25 protein-coding genes, 5 tRNA genes and 2 other RNA genes are annotated in these 26,482 nt (G+C 54.9%); 12 read left to right on the top strand and 20 right to left on the bottom strand.

The genetic code is table 11. The features are described 5' to 3' along the window. Positions 1-41: 41 nt before the first annotated feature. Positions 42-413 carry a YbgS-like family protein gene (locus KCG39_RS26910; RefSeq protein WP_004130594.1) on the top strand — a complete coding sequence of 124 codons (372 nt, stop codon included), beginning with the start codon at positions 42-44 and terminating at the stop codon, positions 411-413. Positions 414-530: 117 nt separating this feature from the next. Next, positions 531-1,475 (top strand): CDF family zinc transporter ZitB, encoded by a 945-nt coding sequence (zitB, locus tag KCG39_RS26905; RefSeq protein ID WP_142467793.1) that lies wholly within the window; start codon positions 531-533, stop codon positions 1,473-1,475. Here the strand turns inward: zitB and pnuC are convergent. From pnuC to cydA, 20 genes are all read right to left on the bottom strand, one after another. Continuing rightward, positions 1,472-2,191, bottom strand: coding sequence for a nicotinamide riboside transporter PnuC (gene pnuC, locus KCG39_RS26900; protein ID WP_049116004.1), 720 nt, complete (start codon positions 2,189-2,191; stop codon positions 1,472-1,474). The two genes, zitB and pnuC, sit on opposite strands and share 4 nt — an antisense overlap. 35 nt (positions 2,192-2,226) lie before the next feature. Next, positions 2,227-3,270, bottom strand: coding sequence for a quinolinate synthase NadA (gene nadA / locus KCG39_RS26895; protein WP_004130589.1), 1,044 nt, complete (start codon positions 3,268-3,270; stop codon positions 2,227-2,229). Positions 3,271-3,577: 307 nt separating this feature from the next. Next, positions 3,578-3,703, bottom strand: a non-coding RNA gene (locus tag KCG39_RS26890) — RtT sRNA. A gap of 29 nt (positions 3,704-3,732) precedes the next feature. Then, positions 3,733-3,858: non-coding RNA, RtT sRNA (locus tag KCG39_RS26885), on the bottom strand. Between the two features lie 29 nt (positions 3,859-3,887). After that, a tRNA-Lys gene (locus KCG39_RS26880) sits at positions 3,888-3,963 on the bottom strand. A 134-nt stretch (positions 3,964-4,097) separates the two neighbouring features. Continuing rightward, positions 4,098-4,173, bottom strand: a tRNA-Lys gene (locus KCG39_RS26875). A 145-nt stretch (positions 4,174-4,318) separates the two neighbouring features. Then, a tRNA-Lys gene (locus tag KCG39_RS26870) sits at positions 4,319-4,394 on the bottom strand. Positions 4,395-4,397: 3 nt separating this feature from the next. After that, positions 4,398-4,473 (bottom strand) — tRNA-Val (locus KCG39_RS26865). Between the two features lie 126 nt (positions 4,474-4,599). Beyond that, positions 4,600-4,675: transfer RNA gene (locus tag KCG39_RS26860), tRNA-Lys, on the bottom strand. A gap of 162 nt (positions 4,676-4,837) precedes the next feature. Beyond that, positions 4,838-5,620 (bottom strand): cell division protein CpoB, encoded by a 783-nt coding sequence (gene cpoB, locus KCG39_RS26855; RefSeq protein WP_004130587.1) that lies wholly within the window; start codon positions 5,618-5,620, stop codon positions 4,838-4,840. 9 nt (positions 5,621-5,629) lie between these two features. Beyond that, positions 5,630-6,154 (bottom strand): peptidoglycan-associated lipoprotein Pal, encoded by a 525-nt coding sequence (pal, locus tag KCG39_RS26850; protein ID WP_004100337.1) that lies wholly within the window; start codon positions 6,152-6,154, stop codon positions 5,630-5,632. A gap of 34 nt (positions 6,155-6,188) precedes the next feature. Further along, positions 6,189-7,481 carry a Tol-Pal system beta propeller repeat protein TolB gene (gene tolB, locus KCG39_RS26845; RefSeq protein ID WP_004130584.1) on the bottom strand — a complete coding sequence of 431 codons (1,293 nt, stop codon included), beginning with the start codon at positions 7,479-7,481 and terminating at the stop codon, positions 6,189-6,191. Between the two features lie 128 nt (positions 7,482-7,609). After that, on the bottom strand, positions 7,610-8,941 hold the full coding sequence (tolA, locus tag KCG39_RS26840) for a cell envelope integrity protein TolA (RefSeq protein ID WP_211811501.1): 1,332 nt from the start codon (positions 8,939-8,941) through the stop codon (positions 7,610-7,612). Between the two features lie 105 nt (positions 8,942-9,046). Further along, the gene (gene tolR / locus KCG39_RS26835) at positions 9,047-9,475 is read right to left on the bottom strand and encodes a colicin uptake protein TolR (RefSeq protein WP_087828655.1); all 429 of its coding nucleotides are present in this window, start codon (positions 9,473-9,475) and stop codon (positions 9,047-9,049) included. A 3-nt stretch (positions 9,476-9,478) separates the two neighbouring features. Continuing rightward, entirely contained in the window at positions 9,479-10,171 is a 693-nt protein-coding gene (tolQ, locus tag KCG39_RS26830; protein ID WP_004100332.1) for a Tol-Pal system protein TolQ, read from the bottom strand. Beyond that, complete coding sequence (ybgC, locus tag KCG39_RS26825; protein ID WP_004130578.1) at positions 10,168-10,572, bottom strand: tol-pal system-associated acyl-CoA thioesterase; 405 nt, start codon at positions 10,570-10,572, stop codon at positions 10,168-10,170. The genes tolQ and ybgC overlap by 4 nt, the downstream gene beginning before the upstream one ends. A gap of 149 nt (positions 10,573-10,721) precedes the next feature. Continuing rightward, complete coding sequence (gene ybgE / locus KCG39_RS26820; RefSeq protein ID WP_004130577.1) at positions 10,722-11,006, bottom strand: cyd operon protein YbgE; 285 nt, start codon at positions 11,004-11,006, stop codon at positions 10,722-10,724. A 130-nt stretch (positions 11,007-11,136) separates the two neighbouring features. Continuing rightward, complete coding sequence (gene cydX / locus KCG39_RS26815; RefSeq protein WP_004100325.1) at positions 11,137-11,250, bottom strand: cytochrome bd-I oxidase subunit CydX; 114 nt, start codon at positions 11,248-11,250, stop codon at positions 11,137-11,139. A 15-nt stretch (positions 11,251-11,265) separates the two neighbouring features. Continuing rightward, entirely contained in the window at positions 11,266-12,405 is a 1,140-nt protein-coding gene (gene cydB / locus KCG39_RS26810) for a cytochrome d ubiquinol oxidase subunit II (RefSeq protein WP_004130575.1), read from the bottom strand. Positions 12,406-12,420: 15 nt separating this feature from the next. Beyond that, entirely contained in the window at positions 12,421-13,989 is a 1,569-nt protein-coding gene (cydA, locus tag KCG39_RS26805; RefSeq protein ID WP_004130574.1) for a cytochrome ubiquinol oxidase subunit I, read from the bottom strand. Between the two features lie 1,218 nt (positions 13,990-15,207). Here cydA and glmS point away from each other — a divergent pair. The 10 genes from glmS (at position 15,208) to cobO (ending at position 26,460) form a co-directional block, all read left to right on the top strand. Continuing rightward, positions 15,208-15,657 (top strand): methylaspartate mutase subunit S, encoded by a 450-nt coding sequence (gene glmS, locus KCG39_RS26800; RefSeq protein ID WP_004130572.1) that lies wholly within the window; start codon positions 15,208-15,210, stop codon positions 15,655-15,657. After that, complete coding sequence (gene glmL / locus KCG39_RS26795; protein ID WP_087828657.1) at positions 15,657-17,045, top strand: methylaspartate mutase accessory protein GlmL; 1,389 nt, start codon at positions 15,657-15,659, stop codon at positions 17,043-17,045. Before glmS ends, glmL begins: the two co-directional genes overlap by 1 nt. Positions 17,046-17,061: 16 nt before the next feature. Next, entirely contained in the window at positions 17,062-18,507 is a 1,446-nt protein-coding gene (locus KCG39_RS26790) for a methylaspartate mutase subunit E (protein ID WP_142467794.1), read from the top strand. Next, positions 18,507-19,748, top strand: a complete 1,242-nt coding sequence (locus tag KCG39_RS26785) for a methylaspartate ammonia-lyase (RefSeq protein WP_004130566.1) — start codon at positions 18,507-18,509, stop codon at positions 19,746-19,748. Before KCG39_RS26790 ends, KCG39_RS26785 begins: the two co-directional genes overlap by 1 nt. A 3-nt stretch (positions 19,749-19,751) precedes the next feature. Beyond that, positions 19,752-21,122, top strand: a complete 1,371-nt coding sequence (locus KCG39_RS26780; RefSeq protein ID WP_142467795.1) for an acyclic terpene utilization AtuA family protein — start codon at positions 19,752-19,754, stop codon at positions 21,120-21,122. Further along, the gene (locus KCG39_RS26775) at positions 21,119-21,436 is read left to right on the top strand and encodes a DUF4387 domain-containing protein (protein WP_004130562.1); all 318 of its coding nucleotides are present in this window, start codon (positions 21,119-21,121) and stop codon (positions 21,434-21,436) included. Before KCG39_RS26780 ends, KCG39_RS26775 begins: the two co-directional genes overlap by 4 nt. A 364-nt stretch (positions 21,437-21,800) precedes the next feature. Beyond that, positions 21,801-23,108, top strand: a complete 1,308-nt coding sequence (locus tag KCG39_RS26770) for a dicarboxylate/amino acid:cation symporter (RefSeq protein ID WP_004130560.1) — start codon at positions 21,801-21,803, stop codon at positions 23,106-23,108. A gap of 74 nt (positions 23,109-23,182) precedes the next feature. Then, positions 23,183-24,184, top strand: coding sequence for a glutaminase A (glsA, locus tag KCG39_RS26765; RefSeq protein ID WP_004130558.1), 1,002 nt, complete (start codon positions 23,183-23,185; stop codon positions 24,182-24,184). Positions 24,185-24,195: 11 nt separating this feature from the next. Next, positions 24,196-25,848, top strand: coding sequence for a class I fumarate hydratase (locus KCG39_RS26760; RefSeq protein WP_142467796.1), 1,653 nt, complete (start codon positions 24,196-24,198; stop codon positions 25,846-25,848). A gap of 9 nt (positions 25,849-25,857) precedes the next feature. Further along, complete coding sequence (cobO, locus tag KCG39_RS26755) at positions 25,858-26,460, top strand: cob(I)yrinic acid a,c-diamide adenosyltransferase (RefSeq protein ID WP_004130554.1); 603 nt, start codon at positions 25,858-25,860, stop codon at positions 26,458-26,460. Positions 26,461-26,482 lie beyond the last annotated feature (22 nt).

Here is a 26,482-nt window from a genome sequence, read left to right as displayed (position 1 = left end):
GGAAGAGGTAATCCGATAAATCGACATAACAGGAGCATCCAATGAAAATGAACAAGCTAACCAGTCTTCTCCTCGCAGCAACCCTGGGTCTGGCCAGCGGCGCGGCACTGGCCGCCGATACCGGGGCACAGTCGAATAACGGGCAAGCGAATGCAGCAGCTGACGCCGGCCAGGTCGCCCCAGATGCGCGTGAAAACGTGGCACCAAACAACGTCGACAACGGTAAAATCAACTCTGGTTCCACCGATACCGGCGGCACCATGCTCCACCCTGACGGCTCGACCATGAATCATGACGGCATGTCGAGCGATGAAGTGCACAAAAACTCAATGTGCAAAGATGGCCGCTGTCCGGATACTGATAAAAAGGTCGGTCAGGACGACGCGACGAAAACCGACGGTACGACCCAGTAAGCTGAGTGCCGAACACCAGGGAGGAGAGCTAAGGCTCTCCTTTTTTCATTTTATTCACCCCAAAAAGGGAATCATGTCATAAAGTAATCATCAAAATAATAATGTAGGGAAGGCACCATGGGGCAACCACACTCGCATAATTCTGCGCAAACCACTGAAGATAAAAATGCCCGTCGGCTACTGCTGGCGTTTTGCGTCACTGCCGGGTTCATGTTGGTTGAGGTAGCAGGCGGACTCATTTCAGGTTCACTGGCGCTGCTGGCCGATGCCGGACATATGTTGACGGACGCGGCAGCGCTGCTGTTCGCCTTTCTGGCAGTGCGTTTCGCCAGTCGGCCGCCAAATGCGCAACATACTTTTGGCTGGCTTCGGCTAACCACGCTGGCGGCATTTCTCAATGCCATTGCTCTGGTGGTCATTACGATCCTCATTGTCTGGGAGGCCATTCAGCGCTTTCATCATCCGCAGCCTGTTGCCGGTAAAACGATGATGGTTATTGCGGTTGCCGGGCTGCTGGCCAATATTCTGGCCTTCTGGATCCTGCATCGCGGCAGTGAGGAGCGCAACCTCAACGTGCGCGCCGCCGCCCTGCATGTGCTGGGGGATTTGCTCGGTTCGGTTGGCGCCATTATTGCCGCGATAGTGATCCTCACCACCGGCTGGACGCCTATCGATCCTATTCTGTCCGTGCTGGTGTCGTGCCTGGTTCTACGCAGCGCCTGGCGTCTGCTGCAGGAGAGCGTCAATGAACTGCTGGAGGGCGCGCCGCGTTCGCTTAACGTCGACGCATTAAAACGCGATTTGCGCCGCTCGATACCGGAAGTTCGCGACGTACACCACGTTCATGCCTGGCTGGTAGGAGAAAAAACGGTGATGACGCTACACGTGCAGGTGGTACCGCCGCACGATCACGACGGTCTTCTGGACCGGATCCTGAACTTCCTGGAGCATAAGTATGAGATTGAACATATTACGGTACAGATGGAGTATCAGCCCTGTAGAGGCCCGGAGTGCCGTCTGAACATGACGCACGCCGGGCCTGGACATCATCACCACCATTAACGGGAAAACGCGTGAGAACCGCGCTCACGCGCGCTGTTAATCCACATGCGGCTGCCGTTGAGCGCGATAAATGTCAGCAACAGGTATTCGAGTGACATCGCATAAACGCCCTGCAGGGCGAAAATCACCACGCTAATGACGTTAATCATCACCCACAGCAGCCAGTTTTCGACGTATTTGCGCGTCATCAGGATCATCGCCACAACGGAGAGCACCATCATGCAGGAATCCCAGAACGGGAAGGCGTCCGGCTGCAGCTCCGGCATAGCGACCTGCAGGCCCAGAGTTTGCATCAGCGCCACGGCAATCCGTGTCAGAAACGCGAACACCGGGTTAATAAATATCGTCATCAGGCCAATCGCCACCACGCAGGCCGCCAGCCAGCCTAACGCTTTCGGCAGCGGCAGCCAGCGGATTTGCAGTTCCGCCTGGTTATCACTGGTTTGCCGCGACCAGGCGTACCAGCCGTAGACGTTGGCCGCGAAGAAAAAGATCTGTAGCAGAAGGCTGGCATAGAGCTGGATCTGAAAAAAGATAATGGCAAACAGCGTGACGTTGATCAGCCCGAAGGCATAGTTAGCGATCTTCTCCAGGCTCGCCAGCCAGATGCACAGCAGGCCAGCGACGGTGCCGACCGCTTCAATCCACGATAGGTCATATCCCCCGGCGCCGATAGGTATATGCACTAATATGTTCTGCGTACTAAAAAAATCCATCTTATCTCCAGCGCGTTCTGTGACGCAGTAATGATCTATCCCCGAAGTGTAGCCGCAAAATCGAGCATTCTGTTTAGCGGAACCAGCGCCCCGGTCCGCAACTGCTCATCAACGTGAATTTCATGTTGAACTCCCCCTTTCTCCAGCCCTTCAGCAATCGCCTGCAGGCCGTTCATCGCCATCCACGGACAGTGCGCGCAGCTCCGGCAGGTTGCTCCTTCGCCTGCCGTGGGCGCTTCCAGTAGCTCTTTTTCCGGTACCGCCTGCTGCATTTTGTAGAAAATGCCGCGGTCGGTGGCGACGATGAGCTGCTTGTGCGGCAGCGTTTTTGCAGCATTGATCAACTGGCTGGTCGACCCCACAGCGTCAGCCATATTAACAATCGCCTGCGGTGATTCCGGGTGAACCAGCACCGCGGCCTGGGGATAAAGCGCCTTCATTCTTGCCAGCGCTTGAGTTTTGAATTCATCATGAACTATACAGGCGCCCTGCCAGCACAGTACATCGGCGCCGGTCTGTTTTTGCACATAGCTGCCTAAATGACGGTCAGGCGCCCAGATGATTTTTTCACCTAAGCTATCAAGATGCTCAATGAGTTCCACGGCGATGCTCGACGTCACAACCCAGTCGGCGCGCGCCTTAACCGCCGCTGAAGTATTGGCATAGACCACGACTGTACGATCCGGATGAGCATCGCAGAAAGCGCTAAACGCCTCGATCGGACAGCCCAGATCGAGCGAACACTCCGCATGCAACGTAGGCATCAGGATGGTTTTTTCCGGGCTGAGGATTTTTGCCGTTTCTCCCATAAAGCGCACGCCGGCAACCAGCAGCGTTGAGGCGGAATGTCGGGCGCCGAAGCGCGCCATCTCCAGGGAATCGGAGATACAACCGCCGGTCTCTTCGGCCAGCTGCTGGATTTCGGGGTCGGTGTAGTAATGAGCCACCATCACCGCATCGCGCTCACGCAGCAGGCGTTTAATTTTTTCGCGGTAAAAGTGCTTCTCATCGCGGTTTAACGGCATTGGCTTCGGAGGAAAAGGATAAATCGCCGCTTCCGGGTCAAACATTACGCTCATCTTGCAGTCTCGTTTCGCTGGCTTAACTTTCAGACCGTGATAATGCCTGTAGAGAGGTATTAGTCGGCCATGGTGTTTTATATGCTAAACAAGATAGCCGATTGTGGGGAAAATGTCGTGAGGAATTTTGCCCCTCAGGGAGCATTTCCCGGAGGCGATGCTGCGCATCTATCCGGGCTACCGGCCCATGCTAGCGGCGCCTACGGTGCGTACAACGATAAAGTGAAATGGCGCAGCTTGGGATGGTTGTAATAATTTAAGCAAAGGCTGGATAGCAAAAAAGCGCCTTTAGGGCGCTTTTTTGCATTGGTGGGTCGTGCAGGATGACTCGCTTCGCTCGCCCTTCGGGCCGTCGCCGCAGGCGGCTCCGTTGTCTCTCTTCGTTCGACTCAAACCTGCGGCAGGTTCGAATCTTGTATATCGCAGATAGTAAAAAAGCGCCTTTAGGGCGCTTTTTTACATTGGTGGGTCGTGCAGGATGACTCGCTTCGCTCGCCCTTCGGGCCGTCGCCGCAGGCGGCTCCGTTGTCTCTTTTCGTTCGACTCAAACCTGCGGCAGGTTCGAATCTTGTATATCGCAGATAGTAAAAAAGCGCCTTTAGGGCGCTTTTTTACATTGGTGGGTCGTGCAGGATTCGAACCTGCGACCAATTGATTAAAAGTCAACTGCTCTACCAACTGAGCTAACGACCCCTTGCGGGTTTACTGCTAACTGGAACGATTCAGGATGGTGGGTCGTACAGGATGACTCGGCTTCGCCTCGCCCTACGGGCCGTTGCTGTCGCAACGTTATCCTTTACGCTTGCTACCAGTGCTCACCTAAGCATTGGTGGGTCGTGCAGGATTCGAACCTGCGACCAATTGATTAAAAGTCAACTGCTCTACCAACTGAGCTAACGACCCGCTCGGGTACTTCCTGAATATTCTTTACTCGTCACCAATTCATAATTGGTGGGTCGTGCAGGATGACTCGCTTTCGCTCGCCCTAAGGGGCCGCTGCTGACGCAACGTTATCCTTCACGCTTAACATCTGAGTTCGATGTTAAATTGGTGGGTCGTGCAGGATTCGAACCTGCGACCAATTGATTAAAAGTCAACTGCTCTACCAACTGAGCTAACGACCCGAGTGGTGGGTGATGACGGGATCGAACCGCCGACCCCCTCCTTGTAAGGGAGGTGCTCTCCCAGCTGAGCTAATCACCCGATACTGCGCTGGATACATCTTTTCGCGGTGGGTCGTGCAGGATGACTCGGCTTCGCCTCGCCCTATGGCCGTTGCTGACGCAACGTTATCCTTCACGTTTTACTATCGCGTTCCACCAGAACGATTGGTGGGTCGTGCAGGATTCGAACCTGCGACCAATTGATTAAAAGTCAACTGCTCTACCAACTGAGCTAACGACCCGCTATTTTCGCCGCTTTGGGCTTGTTCGATATCCCTTGGCAACGGCGGCATATATTACTGATTTCAGAATTCAGCGCAACAACAATTTAGATAAAGATCGCTTAACTGCTTAGGATTCATGCGACAAGACCAGAAATGATGCGATTTCTGGTCATGCCATAATCATCCGAGTGCGTTAAGGCGTTTTTGCGCTTGTTTGGCCCCATCAGTGCCAGGAAATTTACTGACCACCTGTTGGTAAACCGCCTTCGCTTTTGCGGTATCGCCTTTGTCCTGCATGATAACGCCGACTTTAAACATCGCATCGGGCGCCTTCGGGGATTTAGGGTAGTTTTTCACCACGGAAGCGAAATAGTACGCCGCATCGTCTTTTTTACCCTTGTTGTAATTCAACTGACCGAGCCAGTAGTTGGCGTTCGGCTGGTAGGTTGAATCAGGATACTTTTTGACGAAGTTCTGGAAAGCCGCCATGGCGTCGTCCTGGCGGGCAGGATCCTTCACCAGCGCGATAGCCGCGTTGTAATCGGTGTTGGCGTCGCCGGTTGACGCCGGAGCGCCTGACGAAGCCGCTGGCGCGCTAGCCGCAGCCCCCTGATCGCCAGTTGACGTCTGGGTTTGCGCTCCCGTTGCGCCGCCGCTGCTCAAACCATCGATCTGCAGCAGGATCTGCTTCTGGCGCTCAACAACCTGATTCAGCTGATACTGGCTTTCCTGAATTTGACCGCGCAGGGAATCAATATCGGACTGATTATCGGAGAGTTGTTGCTGGAGTTGGGTTAAAAGCTGGCTGTGCGCATTGGAAATACGCTCGAGTTGAGTGACGCGGTCTTCGACCGAGCCTGAGCCGACACTACTGATTGGCGCCTGAGCAAAAGCGGCCCAGGGGGCCGCTATGCCAACCAGTAACGACAGACTCAACAGATGATGTCTGAAGTTACTGCTCATGCAATTCTCTTAGTAAACCAGTACGGCGCGACGGTTTTTGGCATAAGCCGCTTCGTCGTGGCCCAGTACTGCAGGTTTTTCTTTACCGTAAGAAACGATGGAGATCTGGTCAGCAGAAACACCTTTGCCCTGCAGATACATCTTAACGGCGTTAGCACGACGCTCGCCCAGAGCGATGTTGTATTCCGGCGTACCACGCTCATCCGCATGACCTTCTACGGTCACTTTGTAAGACGGGTTGCTACGCAGGAAGTTTGCGTGCGCGTCCAGCATTGCAGCGAAGTCAGAACGGATATCGTATTTGTCCAGATCGAAGTAAACGATATTGTTCTGCTGCAGCTGTTGCATCTGCAGACGAGCCTGCTCTTCGGAAGACATGTTGCCGCCGTTAGCGTTACCGTCCATACCAGTGCCGGCACCCAGCATGCCTTCACCGCTCTGGTCGTTGCTGGCGTTCTTGTTAGAAGAACACGCCGCGATTGCCATAACCGGCAGAGCGATCAACAGCCCTTTCAGCACTTTGTTCAGTTGCATTTCTTTGATTCCTTTAATAATCAATTATTTATTATCACAGATACGGCGACCAGGCAGGTGATTTTACCTGTCCATCAGTTGCCGGAAGACGCGCTTTGAAACGCCCATCTGTAGAAACCAGATTCAGCACGGATCCCATCCCCTGAGAAGAGCTGTAGATTACCATAGTGCCGTTAGGTGCCAGACTTGGCGTTTCATCTAAAAACGTTGATGACAGAACCTGCACACCACCCGCTTCCAGATCTTGTTTGGCAATGTGCTGCTGACCGCCGGCCGAGCTTACCATTACCATAGTTTTACCATCAGCGCTCACGTCAGCGTCCTGGTTTTGTGAACCTTCCCAGGTAATACGCTGCGGCGTGCCGCCGTTAATATTGACTTTGTACACCTGCGGACGACCCGCCTGGTCGGAAGTAAAGGCCAGGTTCTGGCTATCCGGGAACCAGCTTGGTTCGGTGTTGTTGCTACGACCGTTGGTCACCTGACGAATCTGACCAGAGCCCAGATCCATCACGTACAGGTTCAGGCTACCGGTTTTCGACAGGGCGAAGGCCAGTTTGCTGCCGTCCGGCGAGAACGCCGGCGCGCCGTTGTGCTGCGGGAACGAAGCAATCTGACGAACGGAGCCGTTAGCCAGCGTCTGCACAACCAGCGCAGAACGACCGCTTTCGAAGGTCACGTAGGCCAGCTTCGCGCCGTCCGGAGACCAGGCCGGAGACATCAGCGGCTGGGTGGAACGGTGAACGAGGAACTGGTTGTAGCCATCGTAGTCGGATACGCGCAGTTCGTACGGGAACTGGCCGCCGTTGGTCTGTACCACATAGGCGATACGGGTACGGAAGGCACCCTTGATGCCGGTCAGCTTCTCAAATACGGCGTCGCTGGCAGCATGCGCGGCATAGCGCAGATACTGTTTTGTGACTTTAAATGAGTTCTGCGCCAGCACGGTGCCCGGCGCGCCGCCGGTATCAACCAGCTGGTAGGCCACGTTGTAGGAGCCGTCAGGGTTTTGCGTCACCTGCCCCACCACGACGGCGTCAATGCCCAGCGCAGACCATGCCGCTGGCTGCACTTCCTGAGCGCTACCCGGCTGCTGAGGCAGACGCGAGCGATCGAGCGGGTTAAACTTGCCGCTGTTGCGCAGGTCAGCCGCCACGATACCGCCCACATCTTCCGGCGCAGCACCCTGCCCCGCCCACTGGAACGGCACAACGCCGATTGGGCGTGCCGAGTCGACCCCTTGGGTAATCTCGATACGTACTTCTGCGTGCAGCACTGCCGCCCACAGCATTAAAAAACCAAATGCTACTCGTAATGCCTGCTTCATCATATCTCCCTTATCCAGGCGGAAAGCCCACGATAATTTAGCAGAATGTTAACAAACTCAAATACACAAAACTACCAAAACCCTGGGACTACCGAAGTTTGTTTTCCCCGCATAAACGGGGAAAACGATTACTGAGGTTTGAAGTCCAGTGGCGCATTTTTGAATGTTTCATAAACAGCCTGCGACGGCGGTTTAGGGAACTTCGTCATCCGGCTCGTTGCCGCCAGCATTTGCTGACAGAAAGCCGGATCGCCGCCTTCCGATTTCACGCTTAACAGCGTTCCATCCTGAGCCAGATTCACACGTAAAGTACAGGTTTTACCCTTGTAGGTATCCCAGTCGTAGAGATGACCTTTAATGGCAGCCTGAACCTGTGAAATATAGCTGTTAATCTCAGCCTGGGATGCCCCACCCTGCCCCTGCTTACTTCCTTTAGCAGGAGATGAGCCCCCAGCGCTACCGCTGGTATTACCTTTCGGCGCATTCTTACCGGAGCTCAGGTCGCCGAGCAGATCGTCAACGCCATTGGCCTCTTTGGCCGCAGCGGCTTTCTTCGCGGCGGCGGCTTTCGCCGCTTTGTCCGCAGCGGCTTTCTCTGCTGCTGCAGCTTTGGCTGCCGCGGCTTTCTCGGCGGCGGCTTTTTCCGCTGCAGCGGCTTTGTCGGCTGCCGCTTTCTCAGCAGCAGCTTTCTGCGCGGCGGCTTTCTCTGCTGCTGCAGCTTTGGCTGCCGCCGCTTTTTCGGCGGCGGCTTTTTCAGCAGCAGCCTGTTTCGCCGCTTCCTGCTGCGCTTTTTTCTCTGCCTGCTGCTGCGCTTTCTTCTCAGCTTCCTGCTGAGCTTTCTTCGCCGCATCGGCTTCGGCTTTCTTCTGCGCGTCCGCGGCCGCTTTCGCGGCTTCCGCTTCTGCCTGTTTCTTCGCATCCGCCGCTGCTTTCGCCGCGGCCGCTTCGGCTGCTTTCGCCTGAGCATCGGCCTTCGCTTTCGCGTCAGCGGCAGCTTTGGCGGCAGCTTCCTGCGCCTCTTTCGCCTGTGCGTCCGCTTTGGCTTTGGCCGCTGCGGCAGCTTTCGCCGCGGCTTCTTCCGCCTGTTTCTGTTGCTCTTTCGCCTCTTTAGCCGCTTCCTGCGCCTGCAGACGATCCTGTTCCAGCTGTTTCAGCCGTTCCTGCTCGGCGGCCTGTTTTTCACGTAGCTCTTCCGCCTGCTGCTGAGCCTGCTTTTCACGCTGCTCGGCGGCGCGTCGGGCGCTGGCCTGCTGCTGCTGTTGGCGGTCATAATTCTTCACAACCGCCCCCGGATCGACCATTACCGCATCAATAGAGGACCCCCCGCCGCCACCGGCAGAAGCATCTAGATGCTCGTCAAACGAACTCCAGATCAGCAGCGCTATCAATACGATGTGCAGCGCGACTGATACTATGATCGCTCGTTTAAGCTTGTCGTTTTGTTCGGTTGCCTTTGACACTATCGGTTCCCAAAAACTGTTCGCCTGTTCCCGTTATATGACGTTGGCCACGAGACGCTGTTGTCCCAAAGCCGACATGCTGGCGGGCGTGCATATTGCGAGCGATTAGATCGGCTTGGTCATCAAGCCAACCGATTTAACCCCTGCGCTATGCAACAGGTTAAGCGCTTTAATAATCTCATCGTATGGCACCTCTTTAGCGCCGCCGATCAGGAACACCGTTTTCTCATTCGCCTCAAGTCGACGCCTGGCTTCCGCAATAACCTGTTCCGGCGGCAGCTGCGATAGCGTTTCCGGGCCAACTTTCACGCTGTACTGTCCGACACCGGAAACTTCAACGATCACCGGCGGATCATCATTGCTTTTCACCGCCTGCGATTCCGTTGCGTCCGGTAGGTCGACCTCTACGCTCTGCGTAATGATCGGCGCTGTCGCCATAAAGATCAGCAGCAGCACCAACAGGACATCCAGCAGCGGAACGATGTTGATCTCGGACTTCAGTTCGCGACGCCCGCGTCCACGTGCTCTGGCCATGGCTTACCCCTTATTGCTTTCGCTGCTGGTAAACGCCTGACGGTGCAGAATAGCGGTGAACTCTTCCATAAAGTTGTCGTAGTTCAGCTCAAGTTTGTTCACGCGCTGGTTCAGACGGTTATAGGCCATAACTGCCGGAATAGCGGCAAAAAGACCAATTGCCGTTGCGATAAGCGCTTCTGCGATACCCGGCGCCACCATTTGCAGCGTCGCTTGTTTTACCGCGCCCAGCGCGATAAAGGCGTGCATGATCCCCCAAACGGTGCCGAACAGACCGATATACGGACTGATAGAGCCGACCGTACCGAGGAACGGGATGTGGGTCTCCAGGGATTCCAGCTCGCGGTTCATCGAAATACGCATCGCGCGCGATGCCCCTTCGACAATCGCTTCCGGCGCATGGCTGTTCGCACGATGCAAACGGGCAAACTCTTTGAAACCGCTGTAGAAAATTTGTTCCGAACCGGTCAGATTATCGCGACGGCCCTGGCTTTCCTGATACAGGCGAGAAAGCTCGATACCGGACCAGAACTTATCTTCAAACGCTTCGGCTTCACGTGACGCCGAGTTAAGGATACGCGTTCTCTGAATAATGATGGCCCAGGAGGCGATGGAAAAACAAACTAAAATCAACATGATAAGTTTAACCAGAAGGCTCGCCTTCAGGAACAAATCAAGGATATTCATCTCAGTCACTGCTTAAACTCCGCGACAATAGACTTGGGAAGCGCACGAGGCTTCATTAAGAGTGGATCAACGCACACGATAAGAACCTCGGCTTCATTCAAAACGACGTTCTCGGCGTTGACGATTCGCTGCGTGAAAACCAGAGTAGCACCGCGCATTGCGGTTATCTCCGTCTGAATTTCGAGCATGTCGTCGAGTCTGGCGGGCGCAAAATACTCGAGAGTCATTTTGCGAACCACAAAGGCAACTCGTTCAGCCAGCAAAACCTGTTGGCTGAAGTGATGATGGCGCAGCATCTCTGTGCGTGCTCTTTCATAGAAAGCGACGTAGCTGGCGTGGTAAACCACACCACCGGCGTCGGTGTCTTCATAATAGACCCGAACCGGCCATCGAAACAGCGTTGTATTCACTTTACATCCCGGTAATGCAACAAAAGGTTAGTGCTTTCAAACTTCGCTACTATACGCGCGGGAATCGTGGTTTGGAATGGGGGAAAGTAAACGAGGAGTAAATTTTTATGGGCTTATGCAAGCCCATATGGTTAACAGAGATTTCTTATTCAAAAGAAGAAAAAGAACAGGCCCAAAACGAGCACAATATCAGCGATAAGCGGACAAAAAATTCCCTGCCAGTGAATGGCGCGCGGACGGAAGCCCACGCCGTGGATAACGCCGGTACAAACCGCCCACATCAGCAGGAAACCGTGCCAAATTTCCAGCTCGCTGGTTTTGGCCGCAAAGCGCGACGGATCCCAGAAGATGCAGCCCGCCAAAGCCAGCGCCATCAATAAGGAAAGCGCCCTTAACGGGCGCTTGTCCATTATCGCATACATATACTTTATCATTCACGTCGCCTCTTTGTTGGCTACGCCTGCTTACCCCAGTCACTTACTTGCGTAAGCTCCTGGGGATTCACAGACTTGCCGCCACGATGCAACCCGAATGATTTCGTATATCGCATCACGATAATACTCATCAGTGTTCTTCTTTACCTGCTTTGGTCGCTTCCACGTGTTCGAGCGCCAGCGCGGTAATCACCCCAAAGGCACAGGCAAGAAGCGTTCCCAAAATCCATGCGAAATACCACATATATAGCTCCTTACCTTAGTACAGCGAATGGGTGTTCTTTTCGATGTCTTCGCGCGTAATGCGACCGAACATTTTCCAGTAACACCAGGTGGTGTAGGCCAGAATAATCGGTACGAAGACAATCGCTACGTAAGTCATCACGTTCAGCGTCAGCTGACTGGAGGTCGCGTCCCACATGGTCAGGCTCGCGTTCATCGCCGTGCTTGACGGCATAATGAACGGGAACATGGCGATACCGGCAGTCAGAATGATGCACGCCAGCGTCAATGAGGAGAACAGAAACGCCCACGCGCCTTTGTCCGCTTTGGTCGAGATGACGGTCAGCAGCGGCAGCGCCACGCCCAGAGCAGGAATCGCCCACAGCGCCGGCATGTTATTAAAGTTCACCATCCACGCACCGGCTTCACGCGCGACTTCTTTGGTCAGCGGGTTAGACGGGCCGGTATGATCCATCACCGATTTCACCACATAACCGTCGATGCCGTAGTAGACCCAAACGCCCGCCAGCGCGAAGCAGACCAGCGTCACCAGCGCCGCTACCGTAGAAACGGAGCGGGTGCGCAGGTGCAGTTCACCCACGGTACGCATCTGCAGGTAGGTCGCGCCCTGCGTCAGGATCATCGCCACGCTGACAATACCGGCCAGCAGGCCAAACGGATTCAGCAGCTGGAAGAAGTTACCGGTGTAGTACAGGCGGAGATATTCATCAACGTGGAACGGAACGCCCTGCAGCAGGTTGCCGAACGCCACGCCAATCACCAGCGGCGGCACGAAGCTGCCGACGAAGATGCCCCAGTCCCACATGTTGCGCCAGCGGTTGTCCTCAATCTTCGAGCGGTAGTCGAAACCCACCGGGCGGAAGAATAAAGACGCCAGCACCAGGATCATGGCTACATAGAAGCCGGAAAACGCGGCGGCGTAGACCATCGGCCAGGCGGCAAACAGCGCGCCGCCGGCGGTAATCAGCCACACCTGGTTTCCATCCCAGTGCGGGGCAATGGCGTTGATCATAATTCGACGCTCGGTGTCGTTACGACCGAGGAAACGGGTGAGCATCCCCACCCCCATGTCGAAGCCATCGGCGACAGCAAAACCAATGAGCAGAATGCCAATCAGCAGCCACCAGATAAAACGCAATACTTCATAATCGATCATTTGACGACTCCTGTCTTAGCGTGCCGACTGAATAGCCGCAGAGGACTGTTCAAAGTGATAGCGACCGGTTTTCAGGCTGCTTGGTCCTTTACGGGCAAACTTGAACATGAGGAACAGTTCAGCCACCAGGAACAGCGTGTACAGGCCACAAATCAGCACCATTGAGAAGATCAGGTCGCCTGCGGTCAGCGACGAGTTCGCGACAGCCGTTGGCAGCACCTCACCGATAGCCCAAGGCTGGCGACCATACTCGGCAACAAACCAGCCTGATTCAACGGCAATCCACGGCAGCGGCAGACCATAAAACGCGGCACGCAGCAGCCATTTTTTCTCACCAATGCGGTTGCGAATCACGCTCCAGAAGGAGGCACCGATAATCAACAGCATCAGTACGCCGCACGCCACCATGATACGGAAGGCGAAATATAGCGGCGCAACGGCAGGAATAGAATCCTTGGTCGCCAACGCAATCTGCTCTTCCGTCGCGTCAGAGACGTTGTCGGTATAGCGCTTGAGCAGCAGACCGTAGCCAAGATCTTTCTTCACGTCGTTAAACCGATCGCGCACGGCCTGGTCGGTTGAACCGGCACGCAATTGCTCCAGCAGCGCGTACGCTTTCATCCCGTTACGGATACGCTCTTCGTGCTGAACCATCAGGTCTTTCAGGCCGGTAACCTGTTTATCCACGGAGCGGGTCGCAATGATGCCCAGCGCGTAAGGGATTTGAATCGCGAAGCGGTTCTCCTGCGCCTTCTGGTCAGGAATACCAAACAGGGTAAAGGCCGCCGGAGCAGGCTGAGTTTCCCATTCTGCTTCGATAGCCGCCAGTTTGGTCTTCTGGACGTCTCCCATTTCGTAGCCGGATTCATCACCGAGAACGATAACGGAGAGAATCGCCGCCATACCGAAGCTGGCTGCGATAGCGAAGGAGCGCTTGGCAAAAGCGAAGTCGCGGCCTTTGAGCATATACCAGGAGCTGATGGCAAGAATGAACATCGCGCCAGTCACGTAGCCTGACGCCACGGTATGAACGAACTTAACCTGAGCGACCGGGTTCAGAACCAGCTCGGAGAAGCTGACCATCTCCATACGCATGGTTTCAAAGTTGAAGTCCGACGCAATCGGGTTCTGCATCCAGCCGTTAGCGACAAGGATCCACAGCGCCGACAGGTTGGAGCCCAGCGCCACCAGCCAGGTGACAGCCATGTGCTGAACTTTGCCCAGACGATCCCAACCGAAGAAGAACAGACCTACAAAGGTAGATTCGAGGAAGAAGGCCATCAAACCTTCAATGGCCAGCGGCGCACCGAAGATATCGCCCACGTAGTGAGAGTAGTAAGACCAGTTAGTCCCGAACTGGAACTCCATGGTCAGACCGGTTGCCACACCCAGAGCAAAGTTGATACCAAACAACTTGCCCCAGAACTTGGTCATATCTTTATAAATCTGTTTGCCGGAAAGGACGTAGACCGTTTCCATGATGGCCAGCAGGAACGCCATACCTAGCGTCAGTGGCACAAAAAGGAAGTGGTACATCGCGGTCAAGGCAAACTGTAAGCGCGACAGTTCGACTATATCTAACATCATGACTCCTTGCTCATCGCATGAAGACTCCGAGAGTGAACCCCGTTAGAAAGGGTCACACGCATGCCCCAATACAAATTTATTTGCTTCTTCTCGCTACGCCCGTGTTCTCTTTCAAGAAAACGGAAGCACTGAAAAGTTACAAACATGTTAACAAAACACCCAAATTGATCCCGTGATTATATTACGCTGCAAAACCCTTACAATAAATAGGTTTTTATTGTGATAAATTTGCAGTTTTCGACAGCGATCAATTTATAGCGAAAATACCAGATTTCGGTCAATTTGATCCGCGACAATTTAACTCCTTTTCGCGTTCTTTTCCAAGTTTTAAACATTGATTTAAATCAATTTTCATTTTAAATGTTAATTATGTATACCGTGTGCCTCACAGGTAAACGTTAGGTTAACAATATGTTTTTCAACAGTATCATCGGTTACTGAAAATGATAGTCCATTTATTTCGTCGCTGAGGGGAATTTAATGAGATTAACGCTGACCACGTAAATGTGGCTATCAGTCGATAATGCCGCGTAGCTCACAGATTTTTTTTATCAAGTTAATGTTATAAATTTTTTCCTTATTAGATTTATCATTGCGTTTACTTTCGATTAACACAACTGCGCAACTATCTCATTATCAAGTAAATGCAGCGCCGCTCCTCTTTTTTCTTTTGGTGATGCAAAGCGCCCTCCTGTTTCGCGGCATCACTTACATCGCGCTCTTACCCTCGCCATGAGGCGCTTGCCAGCCCCTCTTTCCTCAACAAAAATGAAATATAAAACGCACAAATCACTATTTTATATCTTTAATCTAACAAATCGCCCGCGCCACATATAAAAACCAGCACATAAATTCCGTTACTACGCTCACAGAAAAATTTAAAGAAGTGTATTCATCGCTTATTAGCGAAAGAAAAATCAAGGCGAAATATAAAATAAGACCTTGCTCACAAACATCGCAATATATTTATTATCAGGATTCAAACGGAAATAAACCCAGACAGTGAATTGAAAATTAACCAATTGATATAAAAGAAATTTTTCAAGAAAAATCAAAAACGAGAGTTTTTTGAAAGATATTCTGAAAATAGATCAATTGCTTCCCCTGGGCGAACCACAGACACTCCAGCCCTATTAACAGGCAGCCATCTTCAACGCTGCAAATATTAGAAAGTCGTTTTTATTTTTATACCATCAGCCTTACAGAGGATTACCCATGAAGAAATCAACACTTGTTATTGGCGTCATTGGTGCTGACTGCCATGCAGTAGGCAACAAAGTCCTGGACCGCGTTTTTACTGCCCATGATTTTCGCGTAATCAATCTGGGCGTGATGGTCAGTCAGGATGAATATATTGATGCCGCTATCGAAACCGGTGCGGATGCCATCGTCGTGTCGTCTATTTACGGCCACGGCGACATCGACTGCCTGGGGCTGCGCGAACGCTGCATCGAGCGCGGTATCGGCGACATCCTCCTGTACGTTGGCGGCAACCTGGTGGTGGGTAAACATGATTTTGCCGACGTCGAGGCCAAATTCAAAGAGATGGGTTTCAATCGCGTCTTTGCCCCAAGCCACGATCTGGAAGACGTCTGCCAGCTGATGGCGAACGACATTAACCTGCGCCACGGCGTTGAGCAGCAGTGTCTGGAAGAGGCTATCTGATGCAAACCGTCTCTGTCGATATCGGCTCGACGTGGACCAAAGCGGCCCTCTTCGCACAGGAGGGGGATGAGCTGACGCTGGTAAACCACGTTCTGACCCCGACCACTACCCATCACCTGGCGGAAGGTTTTTTTGCCAGCCTGAACCAGGTGCTTAATGTTGCCGATGCGCGCCTGCTACTGAACCGCGGTGACGTGACGCTGAAATACTCTTCATCGGCAAAAGGCGGCCTTGCCGTCGCGGCGATGGGGCTGGTGCCGTCTATTACCCTGGAATCAGCGAAAGTCACCGCCCATTCAGCGGGGGCCAAAATAGCCCAATACTACGCCTACAAACTCAACCGTCATGATATCCAGGAGCTGGAAGCCACACCGCCGGATATCCTGCTGTTTACCGGCGGAACCGACGGCGGCGAGGAGAGCTACGGCCTGGCCAACGCCCACGCGCTGGCGGAGTCAAAGCTTGACTGCGCCATTATCTATGCCGGAAACCGCGATATTCAGGACGAGGTTCAGGCCATCCTCGGCCACAAAGATTTGACTACGGTAGACAATATTCTGCCCGACCTCGATCACCCGAATCCGTACGCTGCCCGCAAGGCGATTTGCGATGTCTTCTTATCCCGCATCGTCAAAGGCAAAGGGCTGGACGTTATCGTCGCTGAAACCGGCGAAGAACCGATGCCGACGCCGTGGACCGTCTACGAGCTGGTGAAAACCATCAGCCATTACGACAGCGCGTGGAAAGAGTTCATGCTGATTGACATGGGCGGGGCAACCACCGACGTCTACTCAGCCTGCGCCAACACGCTCTCCCCGGATACCGTTCTACACGGGGTGCCGGAACCATTTGTGAAACGGACGGTGGAAGGCGATCTCGGCATGCGCGTTTCGGCGGTCGTGGTCGGTGAAAGTACCCGGGAGCTGGTGAACGCGGTGTTTGCCCACCAGCCCCAACGTCTGGAAGCCTTTTACGGCTATTTACGCCATCTGGTCGCGCAGCCGGATTACCTGCCGGCCAACGAGGAAGAAAAATATTTCGACACCGTGCTGGCCGGGCTGTGCGTTGGCTACGCCAGCGAACGCCACGCGGGCACCAAAAAGCAGGTGTGCACCTGCGTGGGCAACGTCGATTTACAGATGGGCCGCGATCTGACCACGGTGCGCAAAGTCGTGGGTTCCGGCGGATGGCTCTCCCGCGCCACCCGCTTCGACATCCAGAGCTGGCTGAAATATCGCGAACTGGATGACGACGGCCGACGCATTCTCTTACCGACCCGGTTTGACTATTACCGCGATGCAAAAGGCCTGCTTCCGCTGCTGGCAAACGTTGCCAGGCTCTACCCCGAGCTCGCCGCTCGCACCAGCATTCACTGTTTAACCCTATAAATGAAGGCAGCTACGAATGGAACTTCGAAATAAAAAATTAACCCATGACGAATTCATGACCGAGCGGCATCAGGTATTACAGACCTGGCATACCGGCAAGGACGTTGAGCACTTCGAAGATGGCGTGAAGTACCAGCAAACCATTCCTGAGAAAAAACGCTTTTCTCACGCTCTGCTGAAGGCCGACCAGGAAGGTAAAACCCTGAGCCAGCCGCGCGCGGGCGTGGCGCTGATGGATGAACACATTGCGCTACTCAAAACCCTGCAGGAAGAGTGCGATCTGCTGCCGAGCACCATCGATGCCTATACCCGCCTCAACCGTTATGAAGAAGCGGCGGTCGGGATCCAGAAATCTATCGAAGCGGGAACCTCCAAACTGAACGGTTTGCCGGTGGTTAACCACGGCGTCGCGGCCTGCCGGCGGATGACTGAAGCGCTGGAAAAACCGGTCCAGGTACGCCACGGTACGCCGGACGCGCGTTTGCTGGCGGAAATCTCCATGGCCAGCGGCTTTACCAGCTACGAAGGCGGCGGTATCTCCTACAACATTCCCTATGCCAAGCGCGTCACCCTGGAAAAGTCGATTCGCGACTGGCAGTACTGCGACCGCCTGATGGGCCTGTATGAAGAACACGGTATCCGCATTAACCGCGAACCGTTCGGCCCGCTGACCGGAACCCTGATCCCGCCGTTTATGTCCCACGCGGTGGCGATTATCGAAGGCCTGCTGGCGCTGGAACAGGGCGTCAAGTCGATCACCGTCGGCTACGGCCAGGTCGGCAGCCTGACCCAGGACATCGCAGCCATTCGATCTCTTCGCGAGCTCTCCCACGAGTATTTCGGCAATTACGGTTTCGACGATTATGAGCTGAGTACCGTCTTCCACCAGTGGATGGGCGGCTTTCCGGAAGATGAATCGAAAGCATTCGCCATTATCTCCTGGGGCGCGGCGGTGGCCGGGATGTCCGGCGCCACCAAAGTGATCACCAAGAGCCCGCACGAAGCGTTCGGTATTCCCACCGCGGCGGCCAACGCGCAAGGGCTGAGGGCATCCCGCCAGATCCTCAATATGGTCAGCGATCAGAAATTCCCGCCCTGCGCCGCCGTTGATCAAGAAGTGGAACTGATTAAAAGCGAAGTCCGCGCGGTACTGAAGAAAGTATTCGAGCTGGGCAACGGCGATATCGCCCGCGGTACGGTGCTGGCCTTCGAGGCGGGCGTTCTGGACGTGCCTTTCGCGCCGGCCTCCTGCAACGCGGGCAAAATTCTGCCGGTTCGCGACAATTCCGGCGCTATCCGCGTGCTTGAAGCCGGCGCGGTACCGCTGCCGAAAGACATCCTCGCCCTGCACCACGATTACGTCGCCGAGCGCGCGCAATTTGAAGGACGTAAACCCTCATTCCAGATGGTTGTTGATGACATTAACGCGGTATCCCACAGTAAATTAATAGGAAGACCATAATGAAAATTAAACAGGCCCTTTTCACCGCTGGCTACTCTTCATTCTATTTTGACGATCAGCAGGCGATTAAAAACGGCGCGGGTCATGATGGATTCATTTATACCGGTGCTCCGGTAACGCCAGGCTTCACCTCGGTACGCCAGGCGGGTGAATGCGTGTCCGTCCAGCTGATTCTGGAAAACGGCGCGGTGGCGGTCGGCGACTGTGCCGCCGTACAGTACTCGGGCGCGGGCGGCCGCGACCCGCTGTTCCTGGCGGAGAACTTTATCCCGTTCCTCAACGATCATATTAAACCGCTGCTGGAAGGTCGCGATGTCGATACGTTCCTGCCGAACGCCCGCTTCTTCGACAAGCTGCGCATCGACGGCCATCTGCTGCATACCGCCGTCCGCTACGGTCTTTCCCAGGCGCTACTTGATGCGACCGCGCTGGCCAGCGGTCGCCTGAAGGCAGAGGTGGTTTGCGACGAATGGCAGCTGCCCTGCATCCCGGAAGCGATTCCGTTATTTGGTCAGAGCGGCGACGATCGCTACATCGCCGTGGACAAAATGATCCTCAAGGGCGTTGACGTCCTGCCGCATGCGTTGATCAACAACGTCGAAGAGAAGCTGGGCCTGAAAGGCGAAAAGCTGCGTGAGTACGTGCGCTGGCTGTCCGATCGCATCCTGAGCCTGCGCGCCAGCCCCCGCTATCGCCCAACGCTGCATATCGACGTATACGGCACCATCGGCCTGATTTTCGATATGGACCCGGTTCGCTGCGCCGACTACATCGCCAGCCTGGAGAAAGAGGCGCAGGGTCTGCCGCTCTATATAGAGGGCCCGGTGGATGCGGGTAACAAACCGGACCAGATCCGCATGCTGACCGCCATTACCAAAGAGCTGACCCGCCTCGGTTCCGGCGTAAAAATTGTCGCCGACGAGTGGTGTAACACCTACCAGGATATTGTTGACTTTACCGATGCCGGCAGCTGCCACATGGTGCAGATCAAAACTCCGGATCTCGGCGGCATTCATAACATCGTGGACGCGGTGCTGTACTGCAACAAACACGCGATGGAAGCCTATCAGGGTGGTACCTGTAACGAAACCGAGATCAGCGCCCGCACCTGCGTTCACGTCGCGCTGGCCGCGCGTCCGATGCGCATGCTGATCAAGCCGGGGATGGGCTTCGACGAAGGTCTCAACATCGTGTTTAACGAAATGAACCGCACCATCGCGCTGTTGCAGGCTAAGGATTAAGAGATGGCTCGTACCTTTAAAATCTTATCGCCGACGGCAATCCTCGGCTACGGCTTCCCGGAAGAGAGCTTTCGTAAAGCCATGGAGGAGTCGCCGGATCTGATTGCCGTTGACGCCGGTTCATCCGATCCCGGCCCCCACTACCTGGGGGCAGGCAAACCCTTTACCGACCGGGCCGGGGTGAAACGCGATCTGCGCTATATGATCGTGGCCGGCGTGAAAAACAATATCCCGGTGGTGATCGGCACCGCCGGAGGATCCGGCGCCGCGCCGCATCTGGAGTGGTGCCGGCAGATAATCCATGAGATTGCGCAGGAAGAACATCTGTCGTTCTCCATGGCGCTGATCCCGTCTGATGTCGATAAAGCGATCGTTCATCAGGCGCTGGATAACGGCAAAATCACCGCCCTGGACTTTGTGCCGGAGCTGACCCACGAGGCCATCGAAGAGAGCACCTATATCGTCGCCCAGATGGGGATCGAACCCTTCCAGCGGGCGCTGAAGGCCGGCGCCCAGGTGGTACTGGGCGGGCGGGCGTACGATCCGGTCTGCTTCGCGGCGCTGCCTATCATGCAGGGCTTTGATGAAGGACTTGCTCTGCACTGCGGCAAGATCCTCGAATGCGCGGCCATTGCCGCCACGCCGGGCTCCGGCTCCGACTGCGCGATGGGGATTATCGACGACAACGGCTTTACGCTGAAGGCGTTCAATCCAAAGCGTAAGTTTACCGAAACGTCCGCGGCGGCGCATACGCTGTACGAGAAGTCCGATCCCTACTTCCTGCCCGGTCCGGGCGGGGTGCTGAACCTGAAAGGATGCACCTTTAAAGCCGTCAAGGAGGGCGAGGTTTACGTCAGCGGTTCTCGTCATGAAACGACACCGTACGCGCTGAAGCTGGAAGGCGCGCGGCGGGTCGGCTTCCGCTGCCTGACCATTGCCGGAACGCGCGACCCGATCATGATTGCCGGAATCGATAATATTCTTGAAGAGGTACAGACCAGCGTCGCACGCAACCTCTCCCTGAACGATGACAGCATCCGCATGACCTTCCATCTGTATGGAAAAAACGGCGTGATGGGCAATCACGAGCCGATGAAAACCGCCGGGCATGAACTGGGCATTTTGCTCGATGTGGTTGCGCCGACCCAGGATATCGCCAACAGCGTCTGCTCGCTGGTGCGCTCTACCCTGCTGCACTACGGCTATGAAAACCGCATTGCCACCGCGGGCAACCTCGCCTTCCCGTTCTCGCCGTCCGATATTCAGAGCGGCCCGGTATATGAGTTCTCAATTTATCACCTGATTGAAGCCAGCGACGCGCTGCGCTTTGACTTCCATATCGAACAGGTGACGCCAGAAGGAGTTCAGGCATGAAACAATCCCTATGCTCACTGGCGCAGGTGATCCGTTCCAAAAACGCCGGACCGTACGAACTGGTTTTAGATATTTTATTTAAAACCCGGGAGGATTATCAGCGGGTAAAACGTTCTGAACTATTAACCCCGCAGCTCATTGCTGGTTTATACAACGTGAAGCCTGATTTTATTCATCGTATTGTCTGGTTCGATCCGGCCAACGCGGTAAAAATTGTCATGCCGCGGGATATTATTTCCGGCAACGTCGGAGACAATGATGTTTATGGCGCTCAGCAGCATGCGCCGCTATTAAGTATTGAGTTCGATTTCTAATTCTATATCCAATAGATTTCGAGTTGAGTTGAGGCGGCAACTGAGAGACAAATTCGTCAGGAACGAATTTGAACAGCCGGAGGCTGCCTTCGGTGAGGGACATGGATGTCCCTCATTCATCCCCAGGAGCGTACATCCTTACGTGACTGGGATGAGCAAAAGCAGCCAACAAAAATGCAGCTTGAAAGACAACGGATATAAAAATACAACAACATCCATTGGGGTACAGGATTTCGCTGTATCACTGTATTCCAGACAATTTATGCGGTTGGTCACCACAGGCGTACGTCTGCGCTGTTAGCTGGCGCAGGCGTACGCCGCCCTACACCCCTTCACCGACTAACCCTGTTCCGATGGAGTAAATATGAAAAAAATAAGTTTAACCAAAATGATCATATTAGGCCTGATACTCGGCATGATTGCCGGGGTGATCATTAATAATATGGCATCAGTAGATACAGCAAAATCCTATGCGCAGGATATCTCCATTTTTACCACTATATTTTTACGCCTGGTAAAAATGATTATCGCCCCGCTGGTAATATCCACGCTGGTAGTCGGCATCGCCAAAATGGGCGATGCGAAAACGCTCGGGCGTATATTCTCTAAAACCTTTTTCCTGTTTATTTGCGCCTCGCTGCTGTCGATTGCGCTGGGCCTGGTGATCGTCAATCTGTTCCAGCCAGGCGCGGGGATCAACTTTGTCCCCCACGATGCCGGAGCCGTGGCCGCCGTTCAGTCCGAACCCTTCACGCTGAAAGTGTTTATCTCGCACGCGGTGCCAACCAGCATCGTTGATGCCATGGCGCGCAACGAAATTCTGCAAATCGTGGTGTTCTCCATTTTCCTCGGCTGCAGCCTGGCGGCGATCGGCGAAAAAGCCGAGCCCATTGTGAAGGTGCTCGATTCGCTGGTCCACGTGATGCTGAAGCTAACGGGATACGTGATGCTGTTCGCACCGCTGACCGTTTTCGCCGCCATCTCCGGACTGATTGCCGAACGCGGTCTGGGCGTGATGGTCAGCGCCGGGATCTTTATGGGCGAGTTCTACCTGACGCTGGGCATGCTATGGGCGATCCTCATTGGCCTGTCGACGGTGATTGTCGGACCGTGCATCAGCCGTCTGACCAAAGCGATCCTCGAGCCCGCGCTGCTGGCTTTCACCACATCCAGCTCAGAAGCCGCTTTCCCTGGCACCCTCGATAAGTTGGAAAAATTCGGCGTCTCTTCAAAAATCGCCAGCTTCGTCCTGCCCATCGGTTACTCCTTTAACCTGGTGGGTTCCATGGCCTACTGCTCGTTCGCCACGGTATTTATCGCCCAGGCCTGCAACGTCCATCTCAGCATGGGCGAGCAGATCACCATGCTGCTGATCCTGATGCTGACCTCCAAAGGGATGGCAGGCGTACCGCGCGCGTCAATGGTGGTTATCGCCGCGACGCTGAACCAGTTCAACATTCCGGAAGCGGGCCTGATTCTGCTGATGGGCGTCGATCCGTTCCTCGATATGGGTCGCTCCGCCACCAACGTAATGAGTAACGCCATGGGCGCCGCCATCGTTGGCCGCTGGGAAGGCGAGCATTACGGTGAAGGCTGCCGCGGTACCGCCCCGGTCAAAAAACCGGAACAGGAGCGCCCTGCCAGCGAAACGTCCGAAGTGGCGATGTCCTGACAGCAAAATGGCTATGAGCCCCAGGCCGGATACGTCCGGCCCGGTTCCCTCCAATCATCCCAACAGGACACACCATGAACGTAAAATTTTTCGGCGCCTGCATCTTAACCGCCAGTTTGCTGTTTGGCGCCGCCGCGCAGGCGCAAAGCGGGCCGGACTACGCCAGTATTATCGAGCAGGCGCATCAGAAATATAAGAGCAACCACGATGGTAAAGTCGCCGACTATATCCCTGCTCTGGCGAGCTATAGCCCGGATAATTTCGCCATTACGCTCGCCACGGTCGAAGGCAAAATTTACCAGACCGGCGACGTGAAAAAAGCCTTTCCGATGGAATCCCTGAGCAAAGTCTTCACCCTGGCGCTGGCGATGGAACAGCGCGGGCCGCAGGAGGTGCTGGATAAACTTGGCGCCAATGCCACCGGCCTGCCCTTCAACTCCGGTTTAGCCGTGGAGCTCACGCAAGGCGCGCCAGAGAACCCGTTAGTCAACGCCGGCGCCATGAGTACCGTGAGCCTGATTGCGGCGAAAGACAAAACCGAACGCTGGAACAACATTCTCAACAACCTCAACGCCTGGGCCGATAGTTCGCTGCACGTTAATGAGCCGGTATTTCAATCCGAAATGGAGACCAACCAGCATAACCAGGCGCTGGCGATGCTGATGAATTCATACCACAGCTTTTATGGCGACCCTCAGGAAGCCGTTGAAATCTATACCCGCCAGTGTTCAGTGGATATCACCGTCGAGCAGCTCGCCAAAATGGGGGTCGTACTCGCCAATAAGGGCAAATCGCCGTTCAACGGCAAGCAGTTGCTTAATGAGCGTTACGTCCCGCAGGTGCTGGCGGAAATGGCGATTGCCGGACTGTACGACGGCAGCGGCAAATGGCTCTACACCGTCGGTATCCCGGCGAAATCGGGGGTTGCCGGCGGAATGGTCGCCGTCGTTCCCGGGCAATACGCTATCGCCGTCTACTCCCCTCCGCTGGATGCAGCCGGTAACAGCGTCCGCGCCCAGCAGACCATCGAGTATGTCGCGCATGCGACGCAGGCCAATCTCTTTATAGCGAAATAGTGAGAAGTAAAATGTCGAAACCCTTTGTCTGGCAGGAACTTTTTGTTCAGAGTAACGATAATACCGAATATGAATTACTAACGAATCAACATGTTAAAGTGACAGAGTTAGATGGGGAAGAGATTATCAAGGTTGCGCCGGAGGCGTTAACATTGCTGGCTCAGCAGGCATTTTATGAGGCTTCATTTTTCCTGCGCGCCGGGCATTTAAAGCAGATCGCCAGCATCCTGCACGACCCGCAGGCCAGCGGCAACGATAAATACGTTGCGCTACAGCTGCTGCGCAACGCCGAAGTCTCAGCAAAAGGCGTGCTGCCAAACTGCCAGGATACCGGGACCGCCACCATCGTCGCGAGCAAAGGCCAGAACGTCTGGACCGGCGGTAACGACGCGGAAGCTCTGAGTCAGGGCATCTACACCACCTTTCAGGAAAACAATTTACGCTATTCGCAAAATGCTCCCCTTGATATGTATACCGAGGTCAACACCCAGACCAACCTGCCCGCGCAGATTGATATCAGCGCGGTGCCGGGCAGTGAATACCGATTCCTCATCGTTAATAAAGGCGGCGGCTCGGCGAACAAAGCCGCGCTATTTCAGGAAACAAAATCTATTCTGCAGCCGGAAAAACTCACCGCCTTTCTGATTGAAAAAATGAAGGCGCTGGGCACCGCCGCCTGCCCGCCGTACCACATCGCCTTTGTCGTGGGGGGCCTATCGGCGGACCAGGCGTTGAAGGTGGCGAAGCTGGCTTCGACAAAATATTACGACAATCTGCCCACCAGCGGAAACGAACTGGGCCAGGCGTTTCGCGATACGTCGCTGGAAGCAGCGCTGCTCAAAGCCAGCCGCGAGTTCGGCATCGGCGCACAGTTTGGCGGCAAATACTTCGCCCACGACATTCGCGTGATTCGCCTGCCGCGGCACGGCGGCTCCTGCCCTATCGCAATGGCGCTTTCCTGCTCCGCCGACCGGAACATCAAAGCCAAAATCAACAAACACGGCATCTGGCTGGAGAAGCTGGAGCATAATCCGGGCAAGTTTATTCCTGATTCTCAGCGTATCGAAAACGGGGCGCAGACCGTTCGACTCGATCTGAACCGGCCGCTGCGCGACATCCTCCGCGAGATGTCAACGCTGCCCGTGGGCACCCGGCTGTCGCTGAGCGGTCCGATTGTCGTCGCCCGCGACATCGCCCATGCCAAAATCAAAGAGCGCCTCGATCACGGCGAGCCGATGCCGGAGTACATGCGCAATCATATCGTTTACTACGCAGGCCCGGCGAAAACGCCGAATAATCTGGCCTGCGGCTCGCTCGGCCCGACCACCGGCGGACGCATGGATGGGTATGTCGATGCTTTTCAGGCGGCAGGCGGTAGTCTGATCATGCTTTCCAAAGGCAATCGCAGCCAGCAGGTAACCGACGCCTGCCATAAACACGGCGGCTTTAATCTCGGCAGTATTGGCGGCGCGGCGGCCCTGCTGGCGCAGCAGTATGTGAAAAGTTTACGCTGCCTTGAGTATCCGGAGCTGGGGATGGAAGCGGTATGGATGATGGAAGTCGACAACCTGCCGGCGTTTGTGCTGGTTGACGATAAGGGTAATAACTTCTTCAGCCAGTTCGAGCAGCAGCATCGCTGCGCAACCTGTCCGGCGGGGCATTAAGGAGGGTTTATGCACGCGCGTGGAAATCCTGACCGCCACCGTCAGCGCCAGCAAAAGCTGAAAACGCAGGTTGATACCCGCGTGGCGGCGGCTACAGAGCAAAAAGGTATTCTGATCGTCTTTACCGGCAACGGTAAAGGCAAATCCACTGCCGCCTTTGGCACCGCAACGCGCGCCGTCGGGCATGGTAAAACCGTCGGCGTCGCGCAGTACATCAAAGGCCAGTGGGATAACGGTGAATACAACACTCTGCAACCGCTCGGCGTAGAGTTTCACATTATGGGGACCGGCTTTACCTGGGAAACGCAAAACCGGGAGGCGGATATTGAAGCGGCGTCGGCCGTCTGGCAGGAAAGCAAGCGGATGCTGGCCGACCCGGGCTACGATCTGGTGGTGCTGGATGAACTCACCTATATGCTGGCGTATCACTATCTGGATCCACAGGAAGTGATTGACGCTATCGTCAATCGTCCGCCTGGGCAGAACGTGATTGTCACCGGCCGCGGCTGCCACGCCCGATTGCTTGAGCTTGCCGATACGGTCAGTGAGTTGCGTCCGGTGAAGCATGCCTTTGACAAGGGCATTCAGGCGCAGGTAGGAATTGACTGGTAGTTTTACCCGGCTCGCGCTGCGC

It is taken from the genome of Klebsiella pasteurii, from assembly GCF_018139045.1.
Classification (GTDB): domain Bacteria; phylum Pseudomonadota; class Gammaproteobacteria; order Enterobacterales; family Enterobacteriaceae; genus Klebsiella; species Klebsiella grimontii.
Note: the sequence above shows the minus strand (reverse complement) of the source record. Positions and strands in the feature narration are given on the sequence as shown.